This is a genomic window from Rhizobium sp. P1_E1, assembly GCF_056406015.1.
The window spans coordinates 35,197-58,528 of the sequence record NZ_JBFUAY010000016.1; the positions used below are offsets into that span (position 1 = coordinate 35,197).

The following is a 23,332-nucleotide window of genomic DNA, read 5'->3' on the forward strand; positions in this document are numbered from 1 at the left end:
CGGGTCTTGCAAATCATATCAGACTTCGATAAATCATAATACGACATACGGGCGACATAATATGTCTTTTATAGTAGTCTAGGGAGGACTTACAATGAAGCATTTTTCTAAAGGCTTGTTCGTCGGCGCCGTCATCGGCGCCCTGACGATCGCTGCACCGCTCTCGCAGGCTGCCACGCCACAGGACCAGCTGGTGGTCGGCACCTCACTGGCGCAGGTTTTGTCGCTGGATCCGCAGCAGGCGACCGAAGGCAAAGCGGTCGAGATCATGTCGAATCTTTACGATCGGCTCGTCGCCAGCACCGCTGATGGTAAGATTCTTCCGCAGCTGGCGGAAAGCTGGAAGGTTGACGACAAGGGCATCACATTTACGCTGCGCAAGGCCAATTTCGCCTCCGGTAACCCGGTCACCTCCAAGGATGTCGTCTACTCGCTGGCGCGGCTCCTGAAGATGGATCAGGCCGCCGCCGCCAACCTCAAGCGCGTCGGTTACGACAAGGACAATGTCGAAAAGCTCGTCAAGGCCGTCGACGACCAGACGGTGCGCATCGATCTCTCCGACCAGGTGACGGCGGAGCTTCTGCTCTACCGGCTGACGACGACCACCACCAGCGTGGTTGACAGCGTCGAAGTCGAGAGCCACGCCGTTGATAATGACTACGGAAACGCCTGGATGCGAACCCATTCGGCCGGCTCCGGTCCGTTCACCCTCAATCGCTGGTCTCCGAACGAACTGGTGATCCTCGATGCCAACAAGGACTATATGGCCGGGGCGCCGAAGATGCGTCGCGTCATCGTCCGGCATGTGCCTGAAAGCCAGGTCGAGCGGCTGATGCTCGAACGCGGCGATATCGATATTGCCAGCGCCCTGACCGCCTCGGATCTCGCGACCTTCCAGAGCAAGAAGGGCTTTGCCATCCAGCGCATTCCGACGGGCGGTTTCTATGTGCTGTCGATGAATGCCGGCAACAAATACCTCGCCAACCCGAAGGTTCGCGAAGCCATTGCCTACGGCATCGACTATAAGGGCATCGAAAAGACCATCATGGGTCCTTACGGCCGGGCCAGAAACGTTCCCGTTCCGGAGAATTTCGAATATGCCATCCCCAATCCCGATTGGCATCTCGACGTCGAAAAGTCCAAGCAGCTGCTGAGCGAGGCAGGCTTCAAGGACGGATTCTCGCTTTCGCTGAAGACCATCGCGCAAACGCCGCGCATCGATCTTGCCACCGCCATCCAGGCATCGCTTGCCCAGGTCGGCATCAAGATCGACATCCAGCAGGGCAACGGCTCGGAAATCATCGCCGCCCATCGCGCCAGGGATTTTGATCTGCTGATCCCGCAGACCAGCGCCTATATGCCGAACGTGCTCGGCTCGATGGAGCAGTTTTCCTCCAATCCCGACAACTCGAAGGAAGCCAACAATGCCGGCAATTTCGTCTGGCGCTCGGCCTGGGACATCCCGGAACTTACGGCGCTGACGGCGAAAGCATCGATGGAACCGGACGCCAAGAAGCGCGGCGAACTCTACGTTCAGATGCAGAAGATGTTTGTCGAACAGAAGCCGGCGGTGCTTCCGCTCTTCGAGCGCTTTGAGCCGATCGTCCTGTCCAGCAAGGTCGAGGGATATGTGGGGCATCCGTCTCAGTTAACGCGTCTCGAGAACGTGACGAAGGTCGAAACCCAGTAATACTTCCCAGGACAGCCGATCATGAAGGAACTCTCCGTAGCCGAATTTGGCCGACGCCTGGCGCATTTGCTGGTCAGCCTGTTCATCCTCTTATGTGTGACCTTCGTGATCGGCCGCGTCTTGCCCACCGATCCGGTCGGCGCGATTGTCGGCGAGCTCGCCGATCCCGCCGCCTATGCTGCGATGCGGGCGCGCCTGGGGCTCGATCTGCCGATCTACCAGCAGTTTTTCCTCTATCTGAACGGGCTGGCGCATGGTGATTTCGGCACGGCCGTCCTCACCGGCAATCCCGTCTCTTCGGACCTCGCCCAGGCCTTTCCGGCGACGTTCGAACTTGCGACGCTGGCGGTGATCATTTCGACCTTCGTCGGTGTCCCGCTCGGGCTGGTCGCGGCGCTGTTTCGCGACAGCTTCATCGACAAGACGGCCCGGGTCGTCGCGCTCGTCGGTCATTCGATCCCGGTTTTCTGGTTCGGCATCGTCGGGCTCGTCATTTTCTATGCCGGCCTCAACTGGGTCGGCGGGCCGGGCAGGATCGATGTGTTTTACGAAGGCCTCGTCACACCACGCACCGGCCTGTTGTTGGTCGACAGCCTGCTGCAGGGCGAGACCGAAATCTTCTGGAATGCGCTCGGCCATATCATTCTGCCGGCCGTCATCCTCGCCTATGCGGCGATGGCCTACATCACGCGCATGACCCGCAGCTTCACCCTGGAGCAGTTGAGCCAGGATTATGTCATTGCGGCCCGAGCCAAGGGTGTGAGCCCGCTCGGCACGATCTGGCACCACGTCCTGCCGAACATTGCGGTGCAGCTGATCACCATCCTTGCCATTTCCTATGGCGGTCTGCTCGAAGGCGCTGTCGTGACCGAGATCGTTTTCTCCTGGCCTGGCATCGGCCAGTACATGACGAACGCGCTGATGATCGGCGACATGAACGCCATCGTCGCCGGCACCATCATTGTGGGATTCATTTTCATGTTGTTGAACTTCCTGGCCGACGTTGCTTACGCCGTCTTTGATCCGCGTATGCGGGAGGCGGCCCGATGAGCGATGTCATCCGCAGCGAGATTCAGATCCGCCCTCCAAGCGTGTTGACCCGTATCGCGGCGTCGTTTGCGCGCGCCGGCCGCAAATTGGCGGCCGAGCCGCTTGGTCTTGGAGGCTTCGTCATCCTCGGTCTGCTTTGCTTGATCGCGATCTTCGCGCCGCTCCTGGCGCCCTACGATCCGGCGATACAGGCGCTTGGCGATGCCTTGCAGCCGCCGAGCCTCGCGCATCTGGCGGGCACGGACGAATTCGGCCGGGATATCTTGAGCCGCCTCATCTTTGGCACGCGCATCACCATCCAGACCGTGCTTTCGATCTCCTTGATCGTCGGTCCGATCGGCCTGTTGATCGGCGTTGTCGCCGGCTTCTTCGGCGGACGCATCGATGCGCTGCTGATGCGCGCCACCGATATCGTACTGTCTTTCCCGTCGCTGATCCTGGCTCTGGCTTTTGCTGCGGCACTCGGCGCCGGCTTGACCACGGCAATCATCGCGATCTCGCTGACCGCATGGCCGCCGATTGCCCGGCTCGCGCGCGCCGAGGCGCTTGTCGTCAGAAACGCCGACTATGTGGTCGCCGCCCGGCTTTATGGCGCCTCGCCGATCCGCATTCTTCTCCTCTATATCGCGCCGATGTGCGTCCCGTCGGTCATCGTTCGCCTGACGCTCAACATGGCGGGCATCATTCTGACGGCAGCTTCGCTTGGCTTCCTCGGCCTTGGCGCCCAGCCGCCGGCGCCGGAATGGGGCGCGATGATCTCCAGCGGCCGCAAGTTCATGCTGGATTATTGGTGGGTTGCCGTGATGCCGGGTATCGCCATCCTCCTCACCAGCCTTGCCTTCAACATCGCCGGAGATGCTCTGCGCGACATTCTGGATCCTCGCCATGCAAGATCGTGATCTGCAGCCCGTTCTTTCCGTCGAAGGATTGAGCGTCCGTTTCGGCCGAGGCGCCGTGCCTGCCGTCTCCAACGTCAGTTTCGACGTCGGGCGCGAACGCGTCGGGATCGTCGGAGAATCCGGTTCCGGAAAATCGACGACCGGTCGCGCCATCATGCGTCTTCTGCCGCCGGCCGCGGTGGTCTCGGCCGAACGCCTGGATCTCGCCGGTAGTTCGTTGCTGTCGAAGTCCGAACGTCAGATGGGCGCGCTGCGCGGCAAGGACATCGCGCTGATCATGCAGGATCCGCGCTATTCGCTGAACCCGGTGCTTTCGATCGGCAAGCAGATCGCCGAAGCCGCCCGCCTTCACCTCGGTCTTCACAAGAAACAGGCGCATGAGGCTGCCCGCGCCATGCTGGAGCGCGTGCGCATCAGCGATCCGGAGCGGGTCATGGCGCTTTATCCGCATCAGATATCGGGCGGCATGGGCCAGCGCGTGATGATCGCCATGATGCTGCTGGCGCGCCCGAAGCTTGTCATCGCCGACGAGCCGACCTCTGCGCTTGACGTCAGCGTCCGCAAAGACGTGCTGCTGTTGCTCGATGAGCTGGTGCGCGAGAACAATTCCGGACTGCTGTTGATCAGCCACGACATTCGCATGGTGGCAGCTTTTTGCGAGCGCATCATCGTCATGTATGCCGGCCGGATCGTCGAGACCCTGACCCGTCTCGAAGACGCCCGCCATCCCTATACCCGGGGGCTGATAGCGGCACTACCCGACCCCAGGAACCCGGTTCGCCGCCTTGCGGTTCTCGACAGGACGAAACTCGATCTGGAGACGGCGCAATGATCAATGTGCGTGACCTCGATGTCGTCTTTGCCTCCGGCAAATCAAGCAACCATGTCGTCAGGGGCATCAGTTTCCAGGTCGACCAGGGGGAGACCCTTGGTATTGTCGGTGAATCCGGATGCGGCAAATCGACGGTGCTGCGGTGCCTCGCCGGCATGGAGTCCGGCTGGACCGGTCACATCGAGCTTGGCGGCAAACCGATCGGCAAGAAACGCTCCCGCGAGGAGCTGAAATTCGCTCAGATGGTGTTTCAGGACCCATACGGCTCCCTGCATCCGCGCCATCGTATCGGCACCGCCTTGGCCGAGCCGCTGCGCGCCATGCGCCATTCCGATATCTGGTCGAAGGTCGAGAGGGCGTTGATCCAGGTGGGTTTGCCGGCGAGCTTCGCAAACCGTTTTCCGCATGAGCTTTCCGGCGGCCAGCGGCAGCGGGTGGCAATCGCCCGGGCCCTGATCCTGTCGCCGCCCATCCTGTTGCTCGACGAGCCGACATCGGCGCTCGATGTCTCGGTCCAGGCGGAGATCCTCAACCTGCTTGCCGATCAGCGAGAGGAAAAGGGCCTGACCTATCTGCTTGTCAGTCACGACCTCGCGGTCATCGGCCATATGTGCGACCGGGTGCTGATCATGAAGAATGGTTGCTTCGTCGACGAACTCACCAAAGCGGATCTGCAGGCCGGCACCACGCATGATGCCTATGCGCGAGAACTGTTCGAAGCGAGCTTTATCGAGGCTTGATATCCTCGAACGTGGTGGGGTTCAGCGATCCACTGTTGCGACATGGACGCGGTTGACCGCTGCGACGCTACCCCTTTCGACGAGATGGCAGGCAAGCTCGACCCGCCGTCGTGGGGCCGCAAGGCCGAGCATCATGTCGCGCAGCAGATCGAGCGCGGTGGCGCCGAGTTCGCGCATCGGAATATGCACCGTCGACAGCGGCGGATTGAGAAAGGCCGACTGCGGCAGGTCGTCTATGCCCATCACCGAGATGTCCTGCGGGACGGTATAACCCATCGCCTGCAATCCGCGCACCGCGCCATTGGCCAGACTGTCGCCCGCCGTCAGGATGGCGGTGAAGGTGAGGCCTTTCTCGCGGACAAGACGGGTGACCGCCTCGGCGCCGAGTTCCGGCAGCCAGTCGTCGACCTCGAGCACCAGATCGGCATCGGCCGTCAGCCCATGATGCTGCAGGGCGTCGCGCCAGCCCTCCAGGCGCCGCTCGATCGTCCGCCGCCCCGGCCTCAGCATGAACAGGATACGTTGATGTCCCGCCTTGATCAGCCGCTCGGCGGCGATGAAGGCGGCCGATCGGTTACAGGGCGTAACACTCGAAAGCCGCATATAGGGATCGTCGCTGTTGACGAGCACGACGGGCTTTCCGAGATCGGCGGCCGCCGCCAGCATCTCCTCCTCGTCGACGGTCAGGATCAGCATGCCGCCAAAACTCGGATCGTCACGCATCTCGGCGACGACGCGGGCTTCATCCCCCTTGTCGGCGATAGGGCGCATCGCCAGTTCGATGCCGAGAGCGGCTGCGCGCGCATTCAATCCTTCGAGCACATAGAGCGTGAACTGGTTGCGGACATAGTCGATCATCGCCGCGCCGGAGGCGACGAGCATGACCTTCTTGCCGGCAACGCTCGCCGGCAGGGCGTAGCTGACCGCACTCGCCGTTTCCAGCACCAGCTTGCGAATCTCCGGCCTGACGCCCTTTTCGCCAGCCAGCGCACGCGACACCGTGCTGACCGAGACACCGCATCTGGCGGCAATGTCGTCGAGGCGCGTGCGCCTGCCTTTTTTCTCTTCCACCGCCATGTCCTCTCCTCGCTCCCGACTACTATGCAAAAATCTTTCAGATTGCGCAAATGGAATGCCTATGCACAATTGTTGCCTGAGGAGTCCGCGACAAGCGGCAGAGCAGGGAGGCTTTGAAATGTGGCTAGGCGGCCAGTCCATGCGTCGGCGTTTTACCCGGCGTCCCAAGGCTTGAGCATGATGCCGAAAAGTGTGAGCGGTTTTCGGGCGACATCATGCTCCAACTGTTCTGGGGCGGGCTGAAATATGACCACTGAGCAGCAATCCCATCTCCGCCGCGCAACGGCGAAGGATAGCCCGATCGTCTACTGGCAGCTCGCCAACCTGTGGCAGGAGCGCTATGACGTCGCCGACCGTCCGATGGACGGCAACATGGATCCGTTTTTCTTCGTCACCAAGACGAAGAATTTCATCCCGCATGAATATCCCTGCCGCACCCAATTCAAGAAATCCTTCTCCGGCCGGCGGCCGCAGCCGGCTGCCGAGTTCGACGCTGTCCGCTGGTGGCTTCCCTTTGCCTCCCCGCGTGTCGATCTCTCCGGCTTCTGGTTTCGCCCGACGCGCATCGGCTGCTGGGCGCGCACCTTCCTCGATGCCCGCTCAGTGGGACCCGCGACGCTTCGCCTGTCGACCTGCGGCGGTGCGATCCTCTTCGTCAATGGCCGCGAGCAGGGCTTCATGGCGCCTTATCAGCGCAATCTTGAAGCCCAGCAGCTCTTCGAGATCGAACTGGCGGCCGGCCTCAACGAGATCCGCGTCTATTTCGACGATCTCGCCGAGCGCGACGCGCGTTTCTATTTCCAGCTGGATTATGTCGAAGGACCGGAAGTTGAAGCCGCCGTGCCCGTTCCCATCGCCGCCGGCGACGCGGATGCGCTGGAGGTCATCCTCGAGGGCATGCGCTTCGACCGCACGGCCTATCTCGGCGAGGACGTGACGGTCCTCTTCCCCGTGCCGCTGCCGGTGGCGCTGAGCTGCCATGTCGAGATCGAAGGCGACTTCATGTCGATCGAGCGCTTCGACTATGATTTCGAGCTGGAAGCGGGAGCAACCAAGCTGGAACTCGGCACCTCGGCGGATATGCCCGCCGATTTCCGCCATTTCCGCATCACCTTCAAAACAGGCGAGCTCTCGCTCGGCCGGACGCTCGGCGTCGAGATCTGTCATCCCCAACGCCAGGGGGAAGCGCCCGCCGCTCTGGAGGACCGCGTCGCCGAGGCGCTGGCCGAGGTCGCCGCCCATTCCGAACCCGATACAGTCTGTGCTTTCGCGCGTCTTGCGCAGGGGCAGGGCGGCGAGGAAACCGAGGCGATGATCTCGGCCATGCTGCCTGTTATCGAGGATTGCCACGACTGCGCCGATTTCGTGCTGGTGCCGCTGCTCTTTGCCTATACGCGCTGGAGCGATCTGCTGTCACCGGAGCTGCGCGACAGGATCGAGCACGCCGTCCTCAATTACCGCTATTGGATGGACGAACCGGGCAACGACGTTCAGTGGTATTTTTCGGAAAACCACGCGCTTCTCTTCCATACCGCCGCCTATCTCGGCGGCAGGCTTTTCCCCGATGCCGTCTTCGTCCGTTCCGGCCGCACCGGCGCCGAGCAGATGCAGGTCGGCGAACAGCGTGTCCGCGCCTGGCTTGACCATTTCGAGCGCTGGGAAATGGCCGAGTGGAATTCCGTTCCCTATTTCCCGATCGATTTCAAGGGCCTGACGGCGCTGGCCGCTTGCGCCCCGGATGAGACGATCCGCAACCGGGCGAGTGCCAGCATCGTCCGCCTGATGGAGATCGTCGCCCGCTCGGCCCATCACGGCATGCTGACCGGCAGCCAGGGCCGTTCTTACGAACATACGCTGCGCCCCGGCCGCTCGGTCGAACTCTCCGCTATTGCTCGGCTGCTCTGGGGCCGCGGCTGGTACGGCCGGCGTGTCCACGCTTTGCCGCAGCTTGCCGTCTGCATTCGCGATCATGGCCTGCGTTTTCCAGAAGCGCTTGCGGCGATTGCGGCGAGCCAGTCCGACGACGCGCAGGAATGGACCTTTTCCCAGGGCGAGAACCGTTTCGCCGCGCTATACCACTATAAGACCCGCGACACCGCGCTTGGCACCATCGCCCATTATCGTCCCGGCGCCTGGGGCTACCAGGAGACGGTGCTGCATCTGCGCTTGGGCGACCGGCCGGAAGCGCAGATCTGGATCAACCATCCCGGCGAAACCATCCAGTTCGGTTATGGCCGGCCGAGCTTCTGGGGCGGCTGCGGCACGCTGCCGCGTGTGCATCAGTATCGCGATCTGGCAATCCTCGATTTCGAGATCCATGAGGGCCAGCCGGATTTCACCCATGCCTGGTTCCCGCTCGAGGCCTTCGACGACACGGTGGTCGACGGCAATCTGGCGCTCGCCCGCTCCGGCAACGGGATTGCGATGCTGATCGGCAACGGCGCACTGGAGCCGGTAAAGCAAGGGCCGACGACGGATATCGAGCTGCGGCTGGCTGGCCGCAAGGGCCGCTGGATTGTCCGTCTCTCCGATGTCGGGCGCGAGGGTAGCCTTGATGGCATGCAGGCGCGTTTCGCCACGCTCTCGGCGCGGCGCGACGACGTGGGCGCCTTGATCGTTATCGATCCGGATTATGGCCGGGTCGTTTTCGAAGAGGACGGCACCGTGCGCGCCGAAGGCCGTATTCTTCGACCGACGGACTGGTCGGTGCGGGGAGACGCGGTACATCTGAAGATACCGGACAGGCAGCCTCGGCGCGCGGCCTCGTAGACGACGTGTCCGGCAGGTGGAGGACCGGCCGGGCGCAGGAATTGATCGGTCAAGTGGAGGAGAAAATGACCAGAATGAAATCGATCGGCGCGGCTTTTGCTGCAATTCTCTTGAGTTCCGTTGCCGCCCATGCCGGTGACGTGCGCATCATGTGGTATTCCGACGGCGGCGAAGGCGAGGTAATCAAGGACCTGCTCTCGCGCTTCTCCAAGGCCAATCCCGACGTCAACGTCATCCTCGACGAGGTCTCCTACGACGTCGTCAAGGAACAGCTGCCGGTGCAGCTCGAAGCCGGGCAGGGGCCGGATATCGCCCGCGTCACCAATCTGAAGGCGCCGGCGCAGCACTGGCTTGATCTTCGCCCACTCCTTGCCGATGCGAAATACTGGGACGAAAATTTCGGCGCCCAGGCCGACTGGATGCGTCCGGACGGCTCGAATGCCATCACCGGCTTCATGACGCAGCTGACGCTGACCGGCGGCTTCGTCAACAAGACGCTGTTCGAGCAGGCCGGCGTCGAGATCCCCGGCCCGAAAGCCACCTGGGACGACTGGGCGGCGGCCGCCAAGAAGGTCGCCGACAGCCAGAAGGTCTTCGCCATGGCGATCGACCGCTCCGGCCACCGGGTCTCCGGCCCGAACATCTCCTACGGCGCCAATTACATCGCCGCCGACGGCAAGCCGGCGCCGATCGATCAGGGCGCCAAGGACTTCCTCAGCCGCTTCGTCAAGTGGAACGAGGACGGCACCATCAACAAGGATGTCTGGGTGAGTGCTGCCGGCACCACCTACCGCTCCGCCGCCGAGGACTTCATCAATGGCGGCCTTGCTTATCTTTATTCGGGCAGCTGGCAGGTTTCGGGCTTCGCCCAGAAGATTGGCGACAATTTCGACTGGGTGATGGCGGGCAGCCCCTGCGGTTCGGTCGCATGCTCCGGCATGCAGGGTGGCGCCGGTCTGGTTGCCGTCAAATACACCAAGAACCCGAAGGACGTCGCCAAGGTGATGGACTACCTGGCAGGTGCCGACGTGCAGAAGGAATTTGCCGAACGAAGCCTGTTCATTCCGGCGCATAAGGGTGTTGCCGCCCGCCAGATGGACTTCAAGACCGATAATTCGCATGTGCAGGCGGCGCTGAAGGCCTTCGTCGAAGCGGCCGGTCAGACGGCGGCACCCGCCATGAAGCTGCCGGGCTGGAAGTGGTCGGACGCCTATTACAGCGCCATTGTCGCCCGCATCAGCCAGGTGATCGCCGGCGAGATGAAGCTCGACGACGCCTATGCCCGCATCGACGAGGACATCAAGGCCAAGGTCGCCGGCAACTGACGGAAGAACAGATGACGGCGAAGACGGTTTCTTCTGAACCACCTGTCAAAACCGGTCTGCGGCAGGCGCTCTCGGCGCCTGTCCGGCTTGTCATGGGGCTCGTCGACATTCCCATGCGCGCCTGGCAGAAGCTGACCGGGCTGAACGGCATGGCGGGCGTCTTCCTGGCGCCCAACATGGTGATCTTCACCGTCTTCGTGCTGCTGCCGCTTGTCATCAACTTCATCTATTCGACGACGAGCGGCAGCGCCATCTTCCTGCAGAACAGGACCTATGTCGGCGCCGACCAGTACCGCATCCTCTTCGATTGCGGCAGCTATCTCGACCCTTCGACCTGCGCTGCCGACACCTTCTGGGCGGCCGTGCGCAACACCGCCGTCTTCGTCGTCTTCCAGGTGACAGTGATGCTGGTCGCAGCGCTCGCAACGGCGCTGATCCTCAACCGCGAGCTTTCCAATCGCGGCTTCTGGCGCGCCGTCTTCTTCTTCCCGGTGCTGCTGTCGCCCGTCGTCGTCGGCCTGATCTGGAAATGGATCCTGCAGCGCGAGGGCCTGTTGAATTATGCGCTGAGCCCCTTCGGCTTCGAGCCGTTTTCCTGGCTCAGCGATCGTTTCTGGGCCTTCTTCTTCGCCGTCTTCGTCTCGGTCTGGGCGCATATGGGCTTCTATGCGCTGATCCTGCTCGCCGGCCTGCAGGCGATCCCGCGGGATCTCTACGAGGCGGCGGCGATGGACAGCGCCCGTCCAACCCGCATCTTCCGGCGCATCACCCTGCCGCTTCTGATGCCGAACCTCATCGTCGTGCTGGTCTTGGCGCTGATCCGCGCCGTGCAGATCTTCGACGAGGTCTTCGTTTTGACCGGCGGCGGGCCGGGCACCAGCACCATGTACATCACCCAGTATATCTATGAGACCGGCTTTGCGAGTTCGCTGCGCAATCCGGGGCTGGCTTCCGCTGCCTCGATCCTGATGGGCATCGTGCTCGTCATCCTGACGCTGGTCCAGCTCGGCGTCAGTAGCCGCAACGAGAAGAAGGGAGCACGCCAATGAGCGCTGTCTCTGCCTTCCTGCTCCGCCGTCGCGGACGAGGCTGGCACTGGACGGATGTCGTCACCTGGATCTGGCTGATCTCAGGCGTCTTCCTGATGTTCGGCCCGGCCGTCTGGCTGGTCTTCTCCTCGTTCAAGACGCCGGCCGCCCTTGCCGAGTTCCCGCCTTCCTTCCTGCCCTATGTCACCGAGCAGGCAGTGGTGCCGGGCTACGACAAGCCGTTGCCGCTCTATAATGTCGCAATGCCGGATGGCAGCACGCGCGTGCTCGCCGAAGTGCGCCGCATCGGCATCATCGGTCAGATGGTCGATCCGAAACAGCCGGGCGAAATCGTCAAGGCGAATATCAAGGACCGCACACCGGTGCGCCAGGTCGAATTCGCCGGCGGCAACTACACCGAACCTTTCCAGCGCTTCGATTTCTTCCTCTTCCTGCGCAACTCCGTCTTCGTCACCGTCGTGGCGACGGCCATCACGCTGCTCGTCAATTCCATGGCCGCTTTCGCGCTGTCGAAATACCAGTTCCCCGGTCGCACCGCCGTCATGCTGATGATCTTGGCGACTCTGATGGTGCCGCTTTCGGTCATCGTCGTGCCGCTCTATTCCGTCATCGGCACGCTGAACCTCTTCGACAGCCTCTGGGGCGTCATTCTGCCGACGGTCGCCACCCCGACGGGCGTCTTCCTGCTCAGGCAATACATGCTGACGATCCCCGACGAATTGCTCGACGCCGCGCGCATGGACAAGGCCAGCGAATGGCAGATCTACTGGCGCATCATCCTGCCGCTGTCGGCGCCGGCACTGGCGGTGCTGGCGATCTTCTCGGTCGTCTGGCGCTGGAACGACTTCCTCTGGCCGTTGATCGTGCTCTCGCGCAAGGAACTCTATACGCTGCAGGTCGGCCTCAACGTCTATGCCGGCGAACTCAATGTGCAATGGCACTACATCCTCGCCATGACCGTCGTCTCGATGATCCCGGTCGTGCTGATCTTCGTCTTCCTGCAGCGCTTCATTACGACGGGCATCGCCGGCTCGGGGCTCAAATAGGCCAGCTATAATTTGAACAGGAGAGTGCATGAGCGGGCTCGAGCTCAGGAACATCGTCAAGAATTTCGGCGCCGTCGAGGTCATTCGCGATGTCTCGCTGCATGTCAATGACGGCGAGTTCGTCGCTTTCGTCGGCCCTTCCGGCTGCGGGAAATCGACGCTGCTGCGCCTCATCGCCGGCCTCGATAAGCCCACCGGCGGCAGCATCGCCATCGACGGCAAGGATGTCACCGCTATCAGCGCCGCCGATCGCGGCCTGGCCATGGTCTTCCAGTCCTATGCGCTCTATCCGCATATGAGTGTCAGGGAAAACCTCGCCTTCGGTCTGGAGAACACCAAGGTGGCGAAAGCCGAGATCGAAGCGCGTATCACGGACGCCGCCCGCATGTTGGAGATCGAGCCCTTCCTGCAGCGCCGTCCGGGCCAGCTCTCCGGCGGTCAGCGCCAGCGCGTCGCCATCGGCCGCGCCATCGTGCGGCGGCCGGATGCCTTCCTGCTCGACGAGCCGCTGTCCAATCTCGACGCCGAACTCAGGGTCAGCATGCGGGCCGAACTGGCGGCCCTTCACACCCGCCTGAAGGCGACGATGATCTATGTCACCCACGATCAGGTCGAGGCGATGACGCTGGCCGACCGCATCGTCGTGTTGAGAAGCGGCAGGGTCGAGCAGGTGGGAACGCCGCTGGAACTCTATAACAACCCGGCCAATCGTTTCGTCGCCGGCTTCATCGGAGCGCCGCACATGAATTTCCTCGAAGGTGCGATTGTCGGTCACCAGGGCGGTTTCGCTGAGGTCGAAACCGTTGGTGGCCATCGTCTCTCGGTGATTGCCAAGGAGGCACGCCCGACGGGCGAAAGGGTCAGCATCGGCATCCGCCCGCAACACATCACCCTGGCCGATGCGGCCTCAACGAGCAGACTGGACACCCGCGTCACCCTTGTCGAGGAACTGGGCTCGGAGACCGTCGTCCACGCCGACGCAGGCGGGAAGAAGCTGATTGCGGTCTTTGCCGGCCAGCAGCGGATGAAGTCGGGTGACAGCCTGCCGCTGCATCTCGATCCCCATGTGCTGCACCTCTTCGGCGAGGACGGGCGGCGCCTGTGCTGATGGGCTGCGAGAGCTGGTCTCGCGCTCGCGCAGACAAAGGACGCCGACCCCCATCATCCTGCGACATCGGCGCAGGCAAGCCAGCCGTCCGACGCTGACGACGGGACGATGGGCAGGGATCCATGCCCGGCGGATCCGGCATGATGCCCGACGGAATGATCGGGCGGAGCATGATGATGCCGTCCGGCATGATGGACGGTATGCCGATGATGGCGATGCGCGGACACATGATGAAGATCATGTTCGCGGTCGCCGACGCCGACGGAGACGGCGCGCTGTCCTTCGAGGAGGTGACGGCGATCCACAAGCGCATATTCGACAGCGTGGACGCGAACAAGGACGGCAAGGTCACGACCGACGAGTTGCAGGCGTTCATGCGGCCGTAGCGGGGCCTGGGATCCAGCCTCGGCTCTGCGAATAGTCGCGGAGTCGCCGAGGATATGATAGGATCGCAATGCATTGACCATGGGAGGGGTAAATGCGCCAAGTCCTTCTGTGTCTGATCCTTTGCGCGCAATCCGCATCGACGGCGGCGGCGTCCGAGCTCGCCATATTCCACACCGCTTCGTTCGGCGGCAGCCGGTCGGTCAGCCTCAGTCTGGCAGAGGGCGGTCCCGCCCGCGATCGCGCCTTTGATTTCGATGTCGTCATCACGTTGTCGGAATTCGACGGTGGCGGGACGGTGCTCTATCGGGACCGGGGAAGACACCAGGCGAGCGTGCGCTGCGTTGCGCCCGCCATGGTGCGGATCAATTCCGCCGACTATGTGATCGACCTGTCGACGCGGCCGGGAACCGACTGGAAGCACGATCTCTGGGCGGCGCTCTGCACCGCTCCGGTTTCCTGAGCGGCAGCTTAGCGTGGCTTGATTGATCGAGGCGTCAGACCTTCCGGGGACGAACCTCCATAAACACGTATGGGGCGGCGGTTCCCGAGGGGATCGCATAGACGTCATAGACCGCGGCCGGATCGACACCCATTCCCAATGAGCCGGACGGCATCCCCGGCACGGCCAGTCCTCGGACCGGCGGCCGCTCTCGGAGCAGGCGCTGCACGGCCTCGAGCGGAACATGTCCCTCAAGGTAGTATTCCTCGACGACGGCGGTGTGGCACCCCTCCAAGTCGGCAGGTACGCCCAGCCGTGCCTTGACCGCGCCAAGGTCGTCGGTGTCGCGGGCGTCGACGGAAAATCCTGCCGCGGCCATCGCCTTCGACCATTCATGACAGCAGCCGCAGTTCGGATCCTTGTAGACGGTCATCTTCGCCGGGGCGGCGCGGGCTCCTGCGCCAAGGAAAGCCAAGGCCGATGCCGCCAACGCGATGAAGCTTCTCCTGTGCATCGTCTCCACTCCTCGATGTCCCGCCGCCCAGACCCGTCCGGGCGGCGGGAGGTGGCTATTTTACTTCGGTGACGGTCAACTTGCCATTCACGCGTTCGGCAACGAACTCGATGTTCGAACCTTCCTTCAGTCTTTCGAGCAGAGCCGGGTCTTCGACCCGGAAGACCATCGTCATCGCCGGCATGTCGAGGTTCTTCAGGTCCTCATGCTTGATGGTGACCTTCTTTGCCTTGACGTCGACCTTGTTGACGACGCCCTTGGTGAATTCCTCAGCGAACGCACCGAAGGCCGCACTGGCGGAAAGCAGGGCGGCTACGCCGATTTTGATCATTGCGGTTTTCATGCTTGTGGCTCCTTTTTGCGGGTTACTTGCCAGCGACGGTGACGTCGCCGTGCATACCGGCCTCGTAGTGGCCGGGGATCAGGCAGGCGAATTTGAACTCGCCGTCGGTGGTGAACTTCCAGACGATCTCGCCGGATTGGCCGGCCGGAAGACGGATGGAGTTGGCGTCGGCATGTTCCATTTCCGGGAACTTCTCCATGACCTTCTTGTGCTCCAGGATCTTGTCTTCCTGATCGAGCACGAATTCGTGGTCGACGGTTCCGGCGTTCTTGATCGCGATCTTGACCGTCTGCCCTTTGCGGACGTTGAAGACGGCGGGGGTGAACAACATTTTCCCGTCGTCGGTTTCCTTCATCGTGACGCGGATCGTCTGCGTCGCCTTGGCCTTGTCGCCGGGTTCTCCGATGGCCATCTTCTCGCCGTGGCCACCGGCATGATTGCCTGAGGCAAGTGCTGGCGACGCGATTGCTGCGAGGGCCAGTGCCATGAGATAATTCTTCATCCGTCATTCCTTTTCGATGTTGAGATTGGACCTCAGCCGTTTGTCGGCTTCGGCGTGATTTGCGTTTCTGCGTCTTTGGCCTTGGTCGCGTCCGGAAGTTCTCCGGTCCACTCCCAGGCCTGCGTTCCGGGCGGGTTTTCGTACCAGCCGGGATCTGAGTAATCGTCTGCCGAGATCCCCTCGCGGACCTTGACGACCGAGAACATGCCGCCCATTTCGATCGGACCATGCGGTCCCCAGCCGGTCATCATCGGGACGGTGTTCTCGGGGATGGGCATTTCCATTTCGCCCATATCTGCCATRCCCTTGGTGCCCATGGGCATGTATTCCGGCTGCAGCTTCCTGATCTTCTTGGCGACCTTCGACTTGTCAGCCCCGATGAAGGTTGGAATGTCGTGACCCATGGCGTTCATCGTGTGGTGCGATTTGTGGCAGTGGATCGCCCAGTCGCCGAGATACTTGGCGTCGAACTCGTAGGCACGCATCGCGCCGACGGGGATGTCGATGCTTACCTCCGGCCACCGCGCCTCCGGCCGCACCCAGCCGCCGTCGGTGCAGGTCACTTCGAAATCGTAGCCGTGCATGTGGACCGGATGGTTGGTCATCGTCAGGTTGCCGACCCGAACGCGCACCCGGTCATTCCTGGACACGACGAGAGGGCTGATGTCCGGGAACACGCGGCTGTTCCAGCACCACATGTTGAAGTCGGTCATCTCCATGATCCGCGGCACGTAGGAGCCGGGGTCGATGTCGTAGGCGTTGAGCAGGAAGACGAAGTCCCGGTCGACGCGCATGAACTTGGGATCTTTCGGATGGATCACGAAGAAACCCATCATGCCCATGGCCATCTGCACCATCTCATCGGAATGCGGGTGGTACATGAAGGTGCCGGATTTCACGAGGTCGAACTCGTAGACGTAGGTCTTGCCGACTGGAATATGCGGCTGCGTCAGGCCGCCGACGCCGTCCATGCCCGACGGCAGGATCATGCCGTGCCAGTGGATCGTCGTGTGCTCGGGCAGCTTGTTGGTGACGAAGATGCGAACGCGATCTCCCTCGACAGCCTCGATCGTCGGTCCCGGTRACTGTCCGTTGTAGCCCCACAGATAGGCGGTCATGCCGTCTGCCATCTCGCGTTCGACCGGTTCGGCGACGAGGTGGAATTCCTTGACGCCATTGTTCATCCGATGCGGCAGGGTCCAGCCGTTCAGGGTGACGACCGGCTGGTATTCAGGACCGGAGGTAGGGAGGAGCGGCGGCTGCATGTCAGCCGATTCCATCGTCGGGGCCTCGGGCAGACCCATTGCCGATGTCTTCGTCCAGGCGGCTGTGGTGAGCAGAGCAGCGCTGGCGCCAAAAAGTTGTCGTCTGTTGAACATGGTGTGTCCTTTCTCAATGACCGCCGCCAGCGCTGCTTTCGGAAGGAGCGGCGACCTCGGTCTCTGCCGCCGCCTTCGTGGCGCCGCCGCCGTAGATCGCAGGCGCCAGATCGGCTTCGGCCAGCCAGAAATCTCGCTTCGCGTTGACGGAAAGCAGGGTGGAGTTGATCTTGTCGCGGGTGTCCGTCAGCAGCTCGAAGGTGTTCGAGATCATGCCGTTGTAGGTCAGCAGGGATTCCTCCTCGACCTTGGTGCGGAGCGGCACGACGTTGTTGCGGTAGTGCCGCGCGATATCGTAGTTCGAGCGGTAAGCCTCGTAGGCGGAGCGTGCTTCCGAGCGGACGTTGACGGCTTTTTCGGCCAGCAGGTTCGCCGCCCGCATGTAGGCCAGCTCGGACTTGCGCATCCGGGCCTTGCCGGTGTCGAAGATCGGGATGGCGAACTCAAGCTCGACCTGCGCAGTGGTCCTCGTTTTCGTCTCGTCGTCCTCGATTTCGCGTTCCGTTTCGAAACCGGTCAGGATTTCGAGGTCGGTCACATAGCGTGTCGCCTCGGTGAGGCCGTAGGACTTGGCCGTGGCCTCAAGGTCGAGCTTAGCGATCTGCAGGTCGATACGGTTCCTGAGGGCTTCGGCCTCGATGGTATCGCGTCTGACGACGGATTTGGGGAGCCGCGGCAGGCTGTTCGGGAGCTGGTAGTCCAGATCGGAGCCCCAGAGGCCCATCAGCCGCGTTAGATCCTCCTTGGCGAGACGGGCCGCCAGCCGGGCCTTTGCCGTTTCTCCGGCGAGCTCGGCGACGAAGACATGTTCACGGGCCTGGGCGCCCTTGGCCATCGCGCCTGTCTCGCCCAGCTTCTCGGCGAGTTCCGAGGCTGCGTCGGCAGTCGCCTGGGCGTGCTGGAGCTGCCCGACGTTTTCCCATGACGCGACCGCGCCGATCCAGGCGCGCCGGGTGTCAGCAGCGACCTGGAGTGTCTTCACTGCAGCGGTCAACTGCGCCTGCCGGAAGCGGGTGTCGGCGATCGCCACGTCCCGGTTCCTCGTGGCGAGCGCCAGGATGTTCGTCGTGATCATTCCTTCGATCGTTTTGAACGCCCCCAGCTCCGGCGTCCCCATGCCTGTCGCGCCGATGGAGACGGTCGGATTGATGAACATCGTCGACTGCCAGGCGTCGGCGGCGCTGTCGCCCAGATCGGCATAGACGGCCTGGAGGCCCTTGTTGTTGAGCAGCGCGATCTGGACGGCCGTCTCGACGTCGAGAGGCTTCGTTCGAGCAAGCAGGCCTTTGACCTGCGCGGCCGCCGATCGGGCCTGGTTCTGGTTTTGGATCCAGACGGTCTCTTTCGCCGTGACCGTGGCGGTTTTGTTGGCAACGGAGGTGAAGCCCGCCTCGTTGCGGGAATAGTCGGTACCTGTAACGCAGCCGCTCAAGGCGAGCGTGAATGCCAGCGCCGCGATCAATCTTGTGGTGCCGATCATGAGCCATCTCCATTCATGGGAGACTGCAGATCGTTCTGTCTGCGCCAGGGTTTGGGATCGACCGGCTGGCGGGCGATGTAACCTGTGATCGGCGACCTGTATGCCGCCGGAAGCGCGGACGGTTGAACGACCGCGGTGGGAAACGCCACCACGTCGGGAGGAAGCGTGGATGCGCAGCCGCCGGCAACAAGCGGCAGCCCCACCACGAAAAGCGAGGGTTTCATTTTGAAATATCCGAATAGGAGATAGCCTACGGCGCGCTCGCCCAGAAACAGGCAAGCGTCCGACTAGACCCGATCAAGCGGGTGCGTCTCTATTCAGATATTCGGGGGACGGTTGAGGGTCGGCAGTTCGCCAAGGGTCGTCCGGTCGTCGATGAACTGCCGGATCGAGGTTACGACCGGTCCGCCGACATCCTGGCCTTCACAAATAATGCCGAGCCCGCCACAGAAATCCTTGCAGCATTCTTGCTTGACGGGCTTCGATACGCCATCGGCGTCACCGCTGGCCTCGCCTTGGGAGTGGCCATGGGCAGCCATCTTCGTCATGTCATGGCCATCGTGATGCTGCATGGCATCGGTTTCTGACACGGCCGCTGCCATTTCGGGGAACGAGGAGCCATGCATGGCGGCGCTGGCGTTCGACAGCGAGTACCCCGCCAGTGATACGATCATCACCAGCCGCATCATCACGAGCAGCCTGCTCATTGCGATTCGGTACATCTTGCCCATGCTCCTCGAACTACATGCAAAGCAGCTCGATTTCAATTGCAACTCACCTGTCGTCAATGTTCGAGTCCTTTATGTGGCACGAACATCATCCCTTTCACGATCCTGGTGTTCGCCGCCAAGACCGGCCGCTATGTTGTGCTGACGCTGGCCACCCTAGAATTTCTCGGCTGACCGCTTCCGGCGCGAGAACACCATGCGGTCGACCGTCTCGTCACGGGCGACCAGCGTGTGCCAGGCCGCTGCGGCGAGGTGCAGCGCGACCATCGCCAAGATAATCTTCGACCCGATCACGTGATACGGCGCGATGGCGAACGAGAGATAGCTCGCGACGAACCCCATGCAGGCCTGTCCGATGATTGCGACGTAGAAGCCGTAGTGAAGCGCCTTCGCGGCTCGCTCGGCCCATGAATTCGGCCCGTTGGTTTCGGGCGGTTGAAGGAGACGAAGAACCAGCCGCACGCCCATCAGCAGGCCGATCACCATTCCCGCATAGTTGTGAAGCTGGTGCTGGACGACGTCCCAATAGGACGGTGTGAGACCCATGTGGACGGCGTGGTGGGTTCTCTCGATGCTGCCGCCGGTCAGATACTGAACCGGCACCATGAAGGCGACGAGCCAGTGGAGTCCTATCTGGGCGAGCGAGTAGCCACTCTTCATCGATCCTCTCCGAGCGAGAGGCGCAGACTAACCGGCGGCAGTTAATGCTTTCTCATCGCTCGGTTGCAAAATCGCCGATTGGAAGCTGGGAATGCGCCCGCCGCCTGACCGGCGCATCCGCCCTCTTGCTGCCCAGATAAAGACGGATATCCGGTCACGGCATCGGATATCCGTGCAGCATCATGGTCACCAAATCCAGACGGCTTCGTCGATGAGATTAACAGCTGACATCAGCAAACTCGGACTGTTTGCCTTCATGGCGGCGGTCCTGATGACGGCGGCCATGGTTTCCGCCGAGGAGGACATCGTCGCCATTCGGCAGGCGGACATGAAAGCCATGGCCGCAGCGGCAAAGACGATCTCCGGCATGTTCAAGGATTCGACGACCTACAAGGCCAGCGAGTTCCAACGGGCGGCCGACACCATCCGCGACAAGTCTGGAGGCGTTCTCTCTGCACATTTCGCGTCCGCGACCGATAGTCGGCAGTCGAAGGCCGGACCGAACATTCTTAATGAGCGCGACCGGTTCGACCGCATCGCCAACGACCTGCGCGACTACGCCGTCGCGCTGGATGCCGCCGCGCAAAAGAACCCCGGGCCGATGACTGCCAGCATGCGCATGAAGCCCGGAGAGGCTATGGGTGGTGGTCCTTTCGGCACTCACGTCCGCAACGAGCACGAGCTCTCGGCGATGCCGGCGGAACACGCGTTCCACCTCATGCTGCAGACCTGCGCGACCTGCCACACCCGGTTCAGGATGGAATAACGGCGGCCACTCGCGGTTGGAATGTCTGCCTGATTGACGCGTCAACACACCCGAATATTCATTGAGGAAAGATTGGCCTCCAACGGCGGTCGCCCCATTGTCGTCGCGCCGGTCGAAAAGAGCAGGATGAGGAAACGAACCGGGCGGGTAGGGAGCTCGCCTGCCATTGCGTTGGCCACCGGGAGAAAGCGGAAAAATCCCGATGTTCTCCAGCACCGCCGCGTCCGCTTGGCGCGGCCCGCAACCTCGATCAAAAAATGCGCATCTCGGCGAAAAGGTTCCAGGAAAACAACCGCATCCATTCTTGCCTGAAGCCTCAATGCGGCTTGCGGGCTCTTTCCAAATCGACGGGTCGCTCTAGCTTAAAGGATACCTGACGAAAAGGAGAAAACCATGACCGACGCACCGAATACGGCGACCCCGGCGCGGAGAGTGTTGCGTGGCCGCCCCTATAGCATCGGCGAATTTGCCAGGAAATATCGGCTCGACGACAAGGAGGCAAAGCGCCTCTACGAGAAGTTCGGCCCGTCCGCCACCGAACTCGACCTGTTGATGGCGGCAAAGCGGCGCCCACCGGGCCTGCCGACCAATCTCGACGCCTGACGGGCGCTATGGGGATCCGAACCGGAAGCTGCCTCTGCGGGGCAGTCGCCTACAGGGTGGAAGGCGAGCCGCTTCGCACCGGCCTCTGCCACTGCGCCGATTGCCGCAAATCGAGCGGCTCCGCCTTCGTCTTCTTCGCGGTCTGGCCGCGTCAGGCTTTCTCCCACAGCGGCGAGATCACCACCTTCGCCGGCCGCAGCTTTTGCCCCGTCTGCGGCGGCAGGCTTTTCTGCCTCCGGGAAGATGAGGCGGAACTCCGCTTGGGGTCCCTAGACACTCCACCGACCGACCTTGCGCCTAGCTATGAGGTCTGGATCAAGCGGCGTGAACCGTGGCTGCATCCCTTGCACGGCGCGGCCCAATTTGCCGAGGATGCGAACTGACCGGCGCTAAAGCGCGTCGCGATCGAGATCGCTTGCCGCGCTTTAGATCTTTGATTTTCCGCATGTCGTGATCGCAAAACCGCTGCACAGTTTTGCGCGACATGCTCAGTCGCACCGAAACTTGACTTTCCTTACCAATATTTCATTTCACCCATCTGCAATTCCGTGCCAGTTCGGCGGCAGTGCTAATCGCCGGTTCATCTGCGTTGTGATTATTTCGCCGCAGAGGCCGCAAGCGGCCACTGACTGATTGAGGACGACATGAACAAAATCGTAAGCGGCAGCGAAACCGGAGCAAAGACAGGCGCAGCGTCCGATCTCGCCGCAGTCCTTGCTGCATCGGGACGGCAGGGCAAGCGCAGCCGCTGGCGCGGACGCCTGATCATCCTGCTGATCCTCATCGCTGCTGCCGCAGTCGCCGCTTATTTCTACATGGGTCGTGGGCAAAGCGAATTGAGCTATGACACCCAGCCAGCAAAACGCGGCGACCTGACGGTGCTCGTCACCGCCACCGGCTCCGTGCAGCCGACCGAGCAGGTGGATATATCAAGCGAGCTTTCCGGCACGGTTCGCGACGTTAATGTCGATTACAACAGCACGGTCAAATCAGGCGAAGTGCTCGCTCTCCTCGATACCAACAAGCTCGAGGCGGATGTTAAGAGTTCGCGCGCCAAGCTCAATTCGGCCAAGGCGAACGTCGTCAAGGCCAATGCCGATATGCAATCGGCAGGCACCTCGCTCGAGCGGTTGAAAAGCCTGGTCAGGAGCAACGTCTCCACCCAGCAGAGCCTCGACGACGCCAGCTACAAATATGATTCCGCCGTCGCCGCCAAACAGATCAATGAGGCCGAGGTCCTCGCCTCGGAGGCCGACCTGCAGCTTGCCGAAGTCAATCTCGCCAAGGCGAAGATCATATCGCCGATCGACGGCGTCATCCTCACCCGCTCCGTCAATCCGGGCGCCACGGTCGCAGCCTCGCTTTCGGCGCCGATCCTTTTCACCATCGCCGGCGACCTGAAGAAGATGGAGCTGCAGGTTGATGTCGACGAGGCCGATGTCGGCCAGATCGCTGTCGGCCAGAAGGCGAAATTCACAGTCGACGCCTATCCCGACCGGAGCTTTCCCGCCGAGATCGAGCAGATCCGCTTCGCCTCCGAAGTGGTCAACAATGTCGTGACCTATAAGGCGGTTCTATCCGTGGACAATGCCGATCTGCTGCTGCGCCCCGGCATGACGGCGACGGCCGACGTCACCGTCGAGGCCGTCAAGGATACGCTGATGGTGCCGAACGCTGCGCTGCGCTACGCCCCGGCGCAGGCGGAAAGGCGCGGCCGCGGCATTTTCGGAATCTTCGGCCCGCCACGCCAGCGCAACAACAATGCCGGCCCGGCGCTGAAGGGTGCTGAGCGTCGTGTCTGGGTGCTGCGCAATGGTCGCCCGGCGCCTGTTGTCATCCAGGTCGGCTCATCCGACGGCCAGTTCACCCAGGTCGTCTCCGGCGACATCAAGGAAAACGACGCACTGGTGACCGACGCCACGACGCGTGCGAACTAGGCGGAGAGA

At 62.2% G+C, this 23,332-nt stretch carries 24 protein-coding genes and 1 pseudogene; 16 read left to right on the forward strand and 9 right to left on the reverse strand.

The features are described 5' to 3' along the window. Positions 1–94: 94 nt before the first annotated feature. Genes AC1D1Z_RS09045 through AC1D1Z_RS09065 form a run of 5 tightly spaced genes read left to right on the forward strand, consistent with a single transcriptional unit; the run spans position 95 to position 5,211 of the window. On the forward strand, positions 95–1,690 hold the full coding sequence (locus AC1D1Z_RS09045) for an ABC transporter substrate-binding protein (RefSeq protein WP_018445414.1): 1,596 nt from the start codon (positions 95–97) through the stop codon (positions 1,688–1,690). A 21-nt stretch (positions 1,691–1,711) separates the two neighbouring features. Further along, on the forward strand, positions 1,712–2,740 hold the full coding sequence (locus AC1D1Z_RS09050) for an ABC transporter permease (RefSeq protein ID WP_018241958.1): 1,029 nt from the start codon (positions 1,712–1,714) through the stop codon (positions 2,738–2,740). Beyond that, on the forward strand, positions 2,737–3,639 hold the full coding sequence (locus AC1D1Z_RS09055) for an ABC transporter permease (protein ID WP_047621774.1): 903 nt from the start codon (positions 2,737–2,739) through the stop codon (positions 3,637–3,639). The genes AC1D1Z_RS09050 and AC1D1Z_RS09055 overlap by 4 nt, the downstream gene beginning before the upstream one ends. Then, positions 3,626–4,471 (forward strand): ABC transporter ATP-binding protein, encoded by an 846-nt coding sequence (locus AC1D1Z_RS09060; RefSeq protein ID WP_018445413.1) that lies wholly within the window; start codon positions 3,626–3,628, stop codon positions 4,469–4,471. The genes AC1D1Z_RS09055 and AC1D1Z_RS09060 overlap by 14 nt, the downstream gene beginning before the upstream one ends. Then, positions 4,468–5,211, forward strand: coding sequence for an ABC transporter ATP-binding protein (locus AC1D1Z_RS09065; protein ID WP_131606756.1), 744 nt, complete (start codon positions 4,468–4,470; stop codon positions 5,209–5,211). The genes AC1D1Z_RS09060 and AC1D1Z_RS09065 overlap by 4 nt, the downstream gene beginning before the upstream one ends. A gap of 21 nt (positions 5,212–5,232) precedes the next feature. Here the strand turns inward: AC1D1Z_RS09065 and AC1D1Z_RS09070 are convergent, their stop codons facing one another. Next, on the reverse strand, positions 5,233–6,288 hold the full coding sequence (locus tag AC1D1Z_RS09070; RefSeq protein ID WP_477850232.1) for a LacI family DNA-binding transcriptional regulator: 1,056 nt from the start codon (positions 6,286–6,288) through the stop codon (positions 5,233–5,235). 246 nt (positions 6,289–6,534) lie between these two features. Between AC1D1Z_RS09070 and AC1D1Z_RS09075 the strand changes: the two genes are divergently transcribed. The 7 genes and pseudogenes from AC1D1Z_RS09075 to AC1D1Z_RS09105 all read left to right on the forward strand — a co-directional run bounded on the left by AC1D1Z_RS09075 (position 6,535) and on the right by AC1D1Z_RS09105 (position 14,432). Next, positions 6,535–9,057 carry a hypothetical protein gene (locus tag AC1D1Z_RS09075; RefSeq protein ID WP_477850234.1) on the forward strand — a complete coding sequence of 841 codons (2,523 nt, stop codon included), beginning with the start codon at positions 6,535–6,537 and terminating at the stop codon, positions 9,055–9,057. Between the two features lie 65 nt (positions 9,058–9,122). Then, the gene (locus AC1D1Z_RS09080; RefSeq protein WP_477850236.1) at positions 9,123–10,382 is read left to right on the forward strand and encodes an ABC transporter substrate-binding protein; all 1,260 of its coding nucleotides are present in this window, start codon (positions 9,123–9,125) and stop codon (positions 10,380–10,382) included. An 11-nt stretch (positions 10,383–10,393) separates the two neighbouring features. After that, positions 10,394–11,431, forward strand: a complete 1,038-nt coding sequence (locus tag AC1D1Z_RS09085) for a carbohydrate ABC transporter permease (protein ID WP_131606748.1) — start codon at positions 10,394–10,396, stop codon at positions 11,429–11,431. Continuing rightward, entirely contained in the window at positions 11,428–12,477 is a 1,050-nt protein-coding gene (locus tag AC1D1Z_RS09090; RefSeq protein ID WP_003539547.1) for a carbohydrate ABC transporter permease, read from the forward strand. Before AC1D1Z_RS09085 ends, AC1D1Z_RS09090 begins: the two co-directional genes overlap by 4 nt. Before the next feature lie 28 nt (positions 12,478–12,505). After that, positions 12,506–13,585, forward strand: a complete 1,080-nt coding sequence (locus AC1D1Z_RS09095) for an ABC transporter ATP-binding protein (RefSeq protein ID WP_131606745.1) — start codon at positions 12,506–12,508, stop codon at positions 13,583–13,585. Positions 13,586–13,600: 15 nt separating this feature from the next. Next, positions 13,601–13,971: pseudogene (locus tag AC1D1Z_RS09100) on the forward strand (EF-hand domain-containing protein); the annotation flags it as partial. A 92-nt stretch (positions 13,972–14,063) separates the two neighbouring features. Further along, positions 14,064–14,432, forward strand: a complete 369-nt coding sequence (locus AC1D1Z_RS09105; RefSeq protein WP_113544202.1) for a hypothetical protein — start codon at positions 14,064–14,066, stop codon at positions 14,430–14,432. 34 nt (positions 14,433–14,466) lie between these two features. Here AC1D1Z_RS09105 and AC1D1Z_RS09110 read toward each other — a convergent pair whose 3' ends face one another. The 8 genes from AC1D1Z_RS09110 to AC1D1Z_RS09145 form a co-directional block, all read right to left on the reverse strand. Next, positions 14,467–14,925 (reverse strand): DUF411 domain-containing protein, encoded by a 459-nt coding sequence (locus tag AC1D1Z_RS09110; protein ID WP_113544201.1) that lies wholly within the window; start codon positions 14,923–14,925, stop codon positions 14,467–14,469. A gap of 55 nt (positions 14,926–14,980) precedes the next feature. Beyond that, positions 14,981–15,268, reverse strand: a complete 288-nt coding sequence (locus AC1D1Z_RS09115; protein WP_113544200.1) for a copper-binding protein — start codon at positions 15,266–15,268, stop codon at positions 14,981–14,983. A 22-nt stretch (positions 15,269–15,290) separates the two neighbouring features. Beyond that, entirely contained in the window at positions 15,291–15,770 is a 480-nt protein-coding gene (locus tag AC1D1Z_RS09120; protein WP_028731947.1) for a cupredoxin domain-containing protein, read from the reverse strand. Between the two features lie 32 nt (positions 15,771–15,802). Further along, entirely contained in the window at positions 15,803–17,149 is a 1,347-nt protein-coding gene (locus tag AC1D1Z_RS09125; protein WP_477850242.1) for a multicopper oxidase family protein, read from the reverse strand. 13 nt (positions 17,150–17,162) lie between these two features. Continuing rightward, entirely contained in the window at positions 17,163–18,629 is a 1,467-nt protein-coding gene (locus AC1D1Z_RS09130; protein WP_477850244.1) for a TolC family protein, read from the reverse strand. Further along, the gene (locus tag AC1D1Z_RS09135; RefSeq protein ID WP_113544199.1) at positions 18,626–18,853 is read right to left on the reverse strand and encodes a hypothetical protein; all 228 of its coding nucleotides are present in this window, start codon (positions 18,851–18,853) and stop codon (positions 18,626–18,628) included. Before AC1D1Z_RS09135 ends, AC1D1Z_RS09130 begins: the two co-directional genes overlap by 4 nt. Positions 18,854–18,946: 93 nt before the next feature. Continuing rightward, the gene (locus tag AC1D1Z_RS09140) at positions 18,947–19,360 is read right to left on the reverse strand and encodes a hypothetical protein (RefSeq protein WP_171820884.1); all 414 of its coding nucleotides are present in this window, start codon (positions 19,358–19,360) and stop codon (positions 18,947–18,949) included. 153 nt (positions 19,361–19,513) lie between these two features. Beyond that, positions 19,514–20,017 (reverse strand): cytochrome b, encoded by a 504-nt coding sequence (locus AC1D1Z_RS09145; protein WP_115157547.1) that lies wholly within the window; start codon positions 20,015–20,017, stop codon positions 19,514–19,516. A gap of 211 nt (positions 20,018–20,228) precedes the next feature. Here AC1D1Z_RS09145 and AC1D1Z_RS09150 point away from each other — a divergent pair, with 211 nt between their 5' ends. The 4 genes from AC1D1Z_RS09150 to AC1D1Z_RS09165 all read left to right on the forward strand — a co-directional run bounded on the left by AC1D1Z_RS09150 (position 20,229) and on the right by AC1D1Z_RS09165 (position 23,323). Beyond that, entirely contained in the window at positions 20,229–20,783 is a 555-nt protein-coding gene (locus AC1D1Z_RS09150; RefSeq protein WP_028731941.1) for a cytochrome c, read from the forward strand. A 393-nt stretch (positions 20,784–21,176) separates the two neighbouring features. Beyond that, on the forward strand, positions 21,177–21,386 hold the full coding sequence (locus AC1D1Z_RS09155; RefSeq protein ID WP_018241980.1) for a hypothetical protein: 210 nt from the start codon (positions 21,177–21,179) through the stop codon (positions 21,384–21,386). 8 nt (positions 21,387–21,394) lie between these two features. Beyond that, the gene (locus tag AC1D1Z_RS09160; protein ID WP_026230527.1) at positions 21,395–21,769 is read left to right on the forward strand and encodes a GFA family protein; all 375 of its coding nucleotides are present in this window, start codon (positions 21,395–21,397) and stop codon (positions 21,767–21,769) included. A gap of 261 nt (positions 21,770–22,030) precedes the next feature. Continuing rightward, a complete protein-coding gene (locus AC1D1Z_RS09165; protein WP_113544197.1) occupies positions 22,031–23,323 on the forward strand; it encodes an efflux RND transporter periplasmic adaptor subunit in 1,293 nt (430 codons plus the stop codon). Positions 23,324–23,332: the final 9 nt, after the last annotated feature.

Excerpts from the sequence above, each read along its gene's own strand:
- AC1D1Z_RS09045 (WP_018445414.1), top strand. The coding sequence starts at position 95 with ATGAAGCATTTTTCTAAAGGCTTGTTCGTCGGCGCCGTCATCGGCGCC.
- AC1D1Z_RS09050 (WP_018241958.1), top strand. The coding sequence starts at position 1,712 with ATGAAGGAACTCTCCGTAGCCGAATTTGGCCGACGCCTGGCGCATTTG.
- AC1D1Z_RS09055 (WP_047621774.1), top strand. The coding sequence starts at position 2,737 with ATGAGCGATGTCATCCGCAGCGAGATTCAGATCCGCCCTCCAAGCGTG.
- AC1D1Z_RS09060 (WP_018445413.1), top strand. The coding sequence starts at position 3,626 with ATGCAAGATCGTGATCTGCAGCCCGTTCTTTCCGTCGAAGGATTGAGC.
- AC1D1Z_RS09065 (WP_131606756.1), top strand. The coding sequence starts at position 4,468 with ATGATCAATGTGCGTGACCTCGATGTCGTCTTTGCCTCCGGCAAATCA.
- AC1D1Z_RS09070 (WP_477850232.1), bottom strand. The coding sequence starts at position 6,288 with ATGGCGGTGGAAGAGAAAAAAGGCAGGCGCACGCGCCTCGACGACATT.
- AC1D1Z_RS09075 (WP_477850234.1), top strand. The coding sequence starts at position 6,535 with ATGACCACTGAGCAGCAATCCCATCTCCGCCGCGCAACGGCGAAGGAT.
- AC1D1Z_RS09080 (WP_477850236.1), top strand. The coding sequence starts at position 9,123 with ATGACCAGAATGAAATCGATCGGCGCGGCTTTTGCTGCAATTCTCTTG.
- AC1D1Z_RS09085 (WP_131606748.1), top strand. The coding sequence starts at position 10,394 with ATGACGGCGAAGACGGTTTCTTCTGAACCACCTGTCAAAACCGGTCTG.
- AC1D1Z_RS09090 (WP_003539547.1), top strand. The coding sequence starts at position 11,428 with ATGAGCGCTGTCTCTGCCTTCCTGCTCCGCCGTCGCGGACGAGGCTGG.
- AC1D1Z_RS09095 (WP_131606745.1), top strand. The coding sequence starts at position 12,506 with ATGAGCGGGCTCGAGCTCAGGAACATCGTCAAGAATTTCGGCGCCGTC.
- AC1D1Z_RS09105 (WP_113544202.1), top strand. The coding sequence starts at position 14,064 with ATGCGCCAAGTCCTTCTGTGTCTGATCCTTTGCGCGCAATCCGCATCG.
- AC1D1Z_RS09110 (WP_113544201.1), bottom strand. The coding sequence starts at position 14,925 with ATGCACAGGAGAAGCTTCATCGCGTTGGCGGCATCGGCCTTGGCTTTC.
- AC1D1Z_RS09115 (WP_113544200.1), bottom strand. The coding sequence starts at position 15,268 with ATGAAAACCGCAATGATCAAAATCGGCGTAGCCGCCCTGCTTTCCGCC.
- AC1D1Z_RS09120 (WP_028731947.1), bottom strand. The coding sequence starts at position 15,770 with ATGAAGAATTATCTCATGGCACTGGCCCTCGCAGCAATCGCGTCGCCA.
- AC1D1Z_RS09130 (WP_477850244.1), bottom strand. The coding sequence starts at position 18,629 with ATGATCGGCACCACAAGATTGATCGCGGCGCTGGCATTCACGCTCGCC.
- AC1D1Z_RS09135 (WP_113544199.1), bottom strand. The coding sequence starts at position 18,853 with ATGAAACCCTCGCTTTTCGTGGTGGGGCTGCCGCTTGTTGCCGGCGGC.
- AC1D1Z_RS09140 (WP_171820884.1), bottom strand. The coding sequence starts at position 19,360 with ATGGGCAAGATGTACCGAATCGCAATGAGCAGGCTGCTCGTGATGATG.
- AC1D1Z_RS09145 (WP_115157547.1), bottom strand. The coding sequence starts at position 20,017 with ATGAAGAGTGGCTACTCGCTCGCCCAGATAGGACTCCACTGGCTCGTC.
- AC1D1Z_RS09150 (WP_028731941.1), top strand. The coding sequence starts at position 20,229 with ATGAGATTAACAGCTGACATCAGCAAACTCGGACTGTTTGCCTTCATG.
- AC1D1Z_RS09155 (WP_018241980.1), top strand. The coding sequence starts at position 21,177 with ATGACCGACGCACCGAATACGGCGACCCCGGCGCGGAGAGTGTTGCGT.
- AC1D1Z_RS09160 (WP_026230527.1), top strand. The coding sequence starts at position 21,395 with ATGGGGATCCGAACCGGAAGCTGCCTCTGCGGGGCAGTCGCCTACAGG.
- AC1D1Z_RS09165 (WP_113544197.1), top strand. The coding sequence starts at position 22,031 with ATGAACAAAATCGTAAGCGGCAGCGAAACCGGAGCAAAGACAGGCGCA.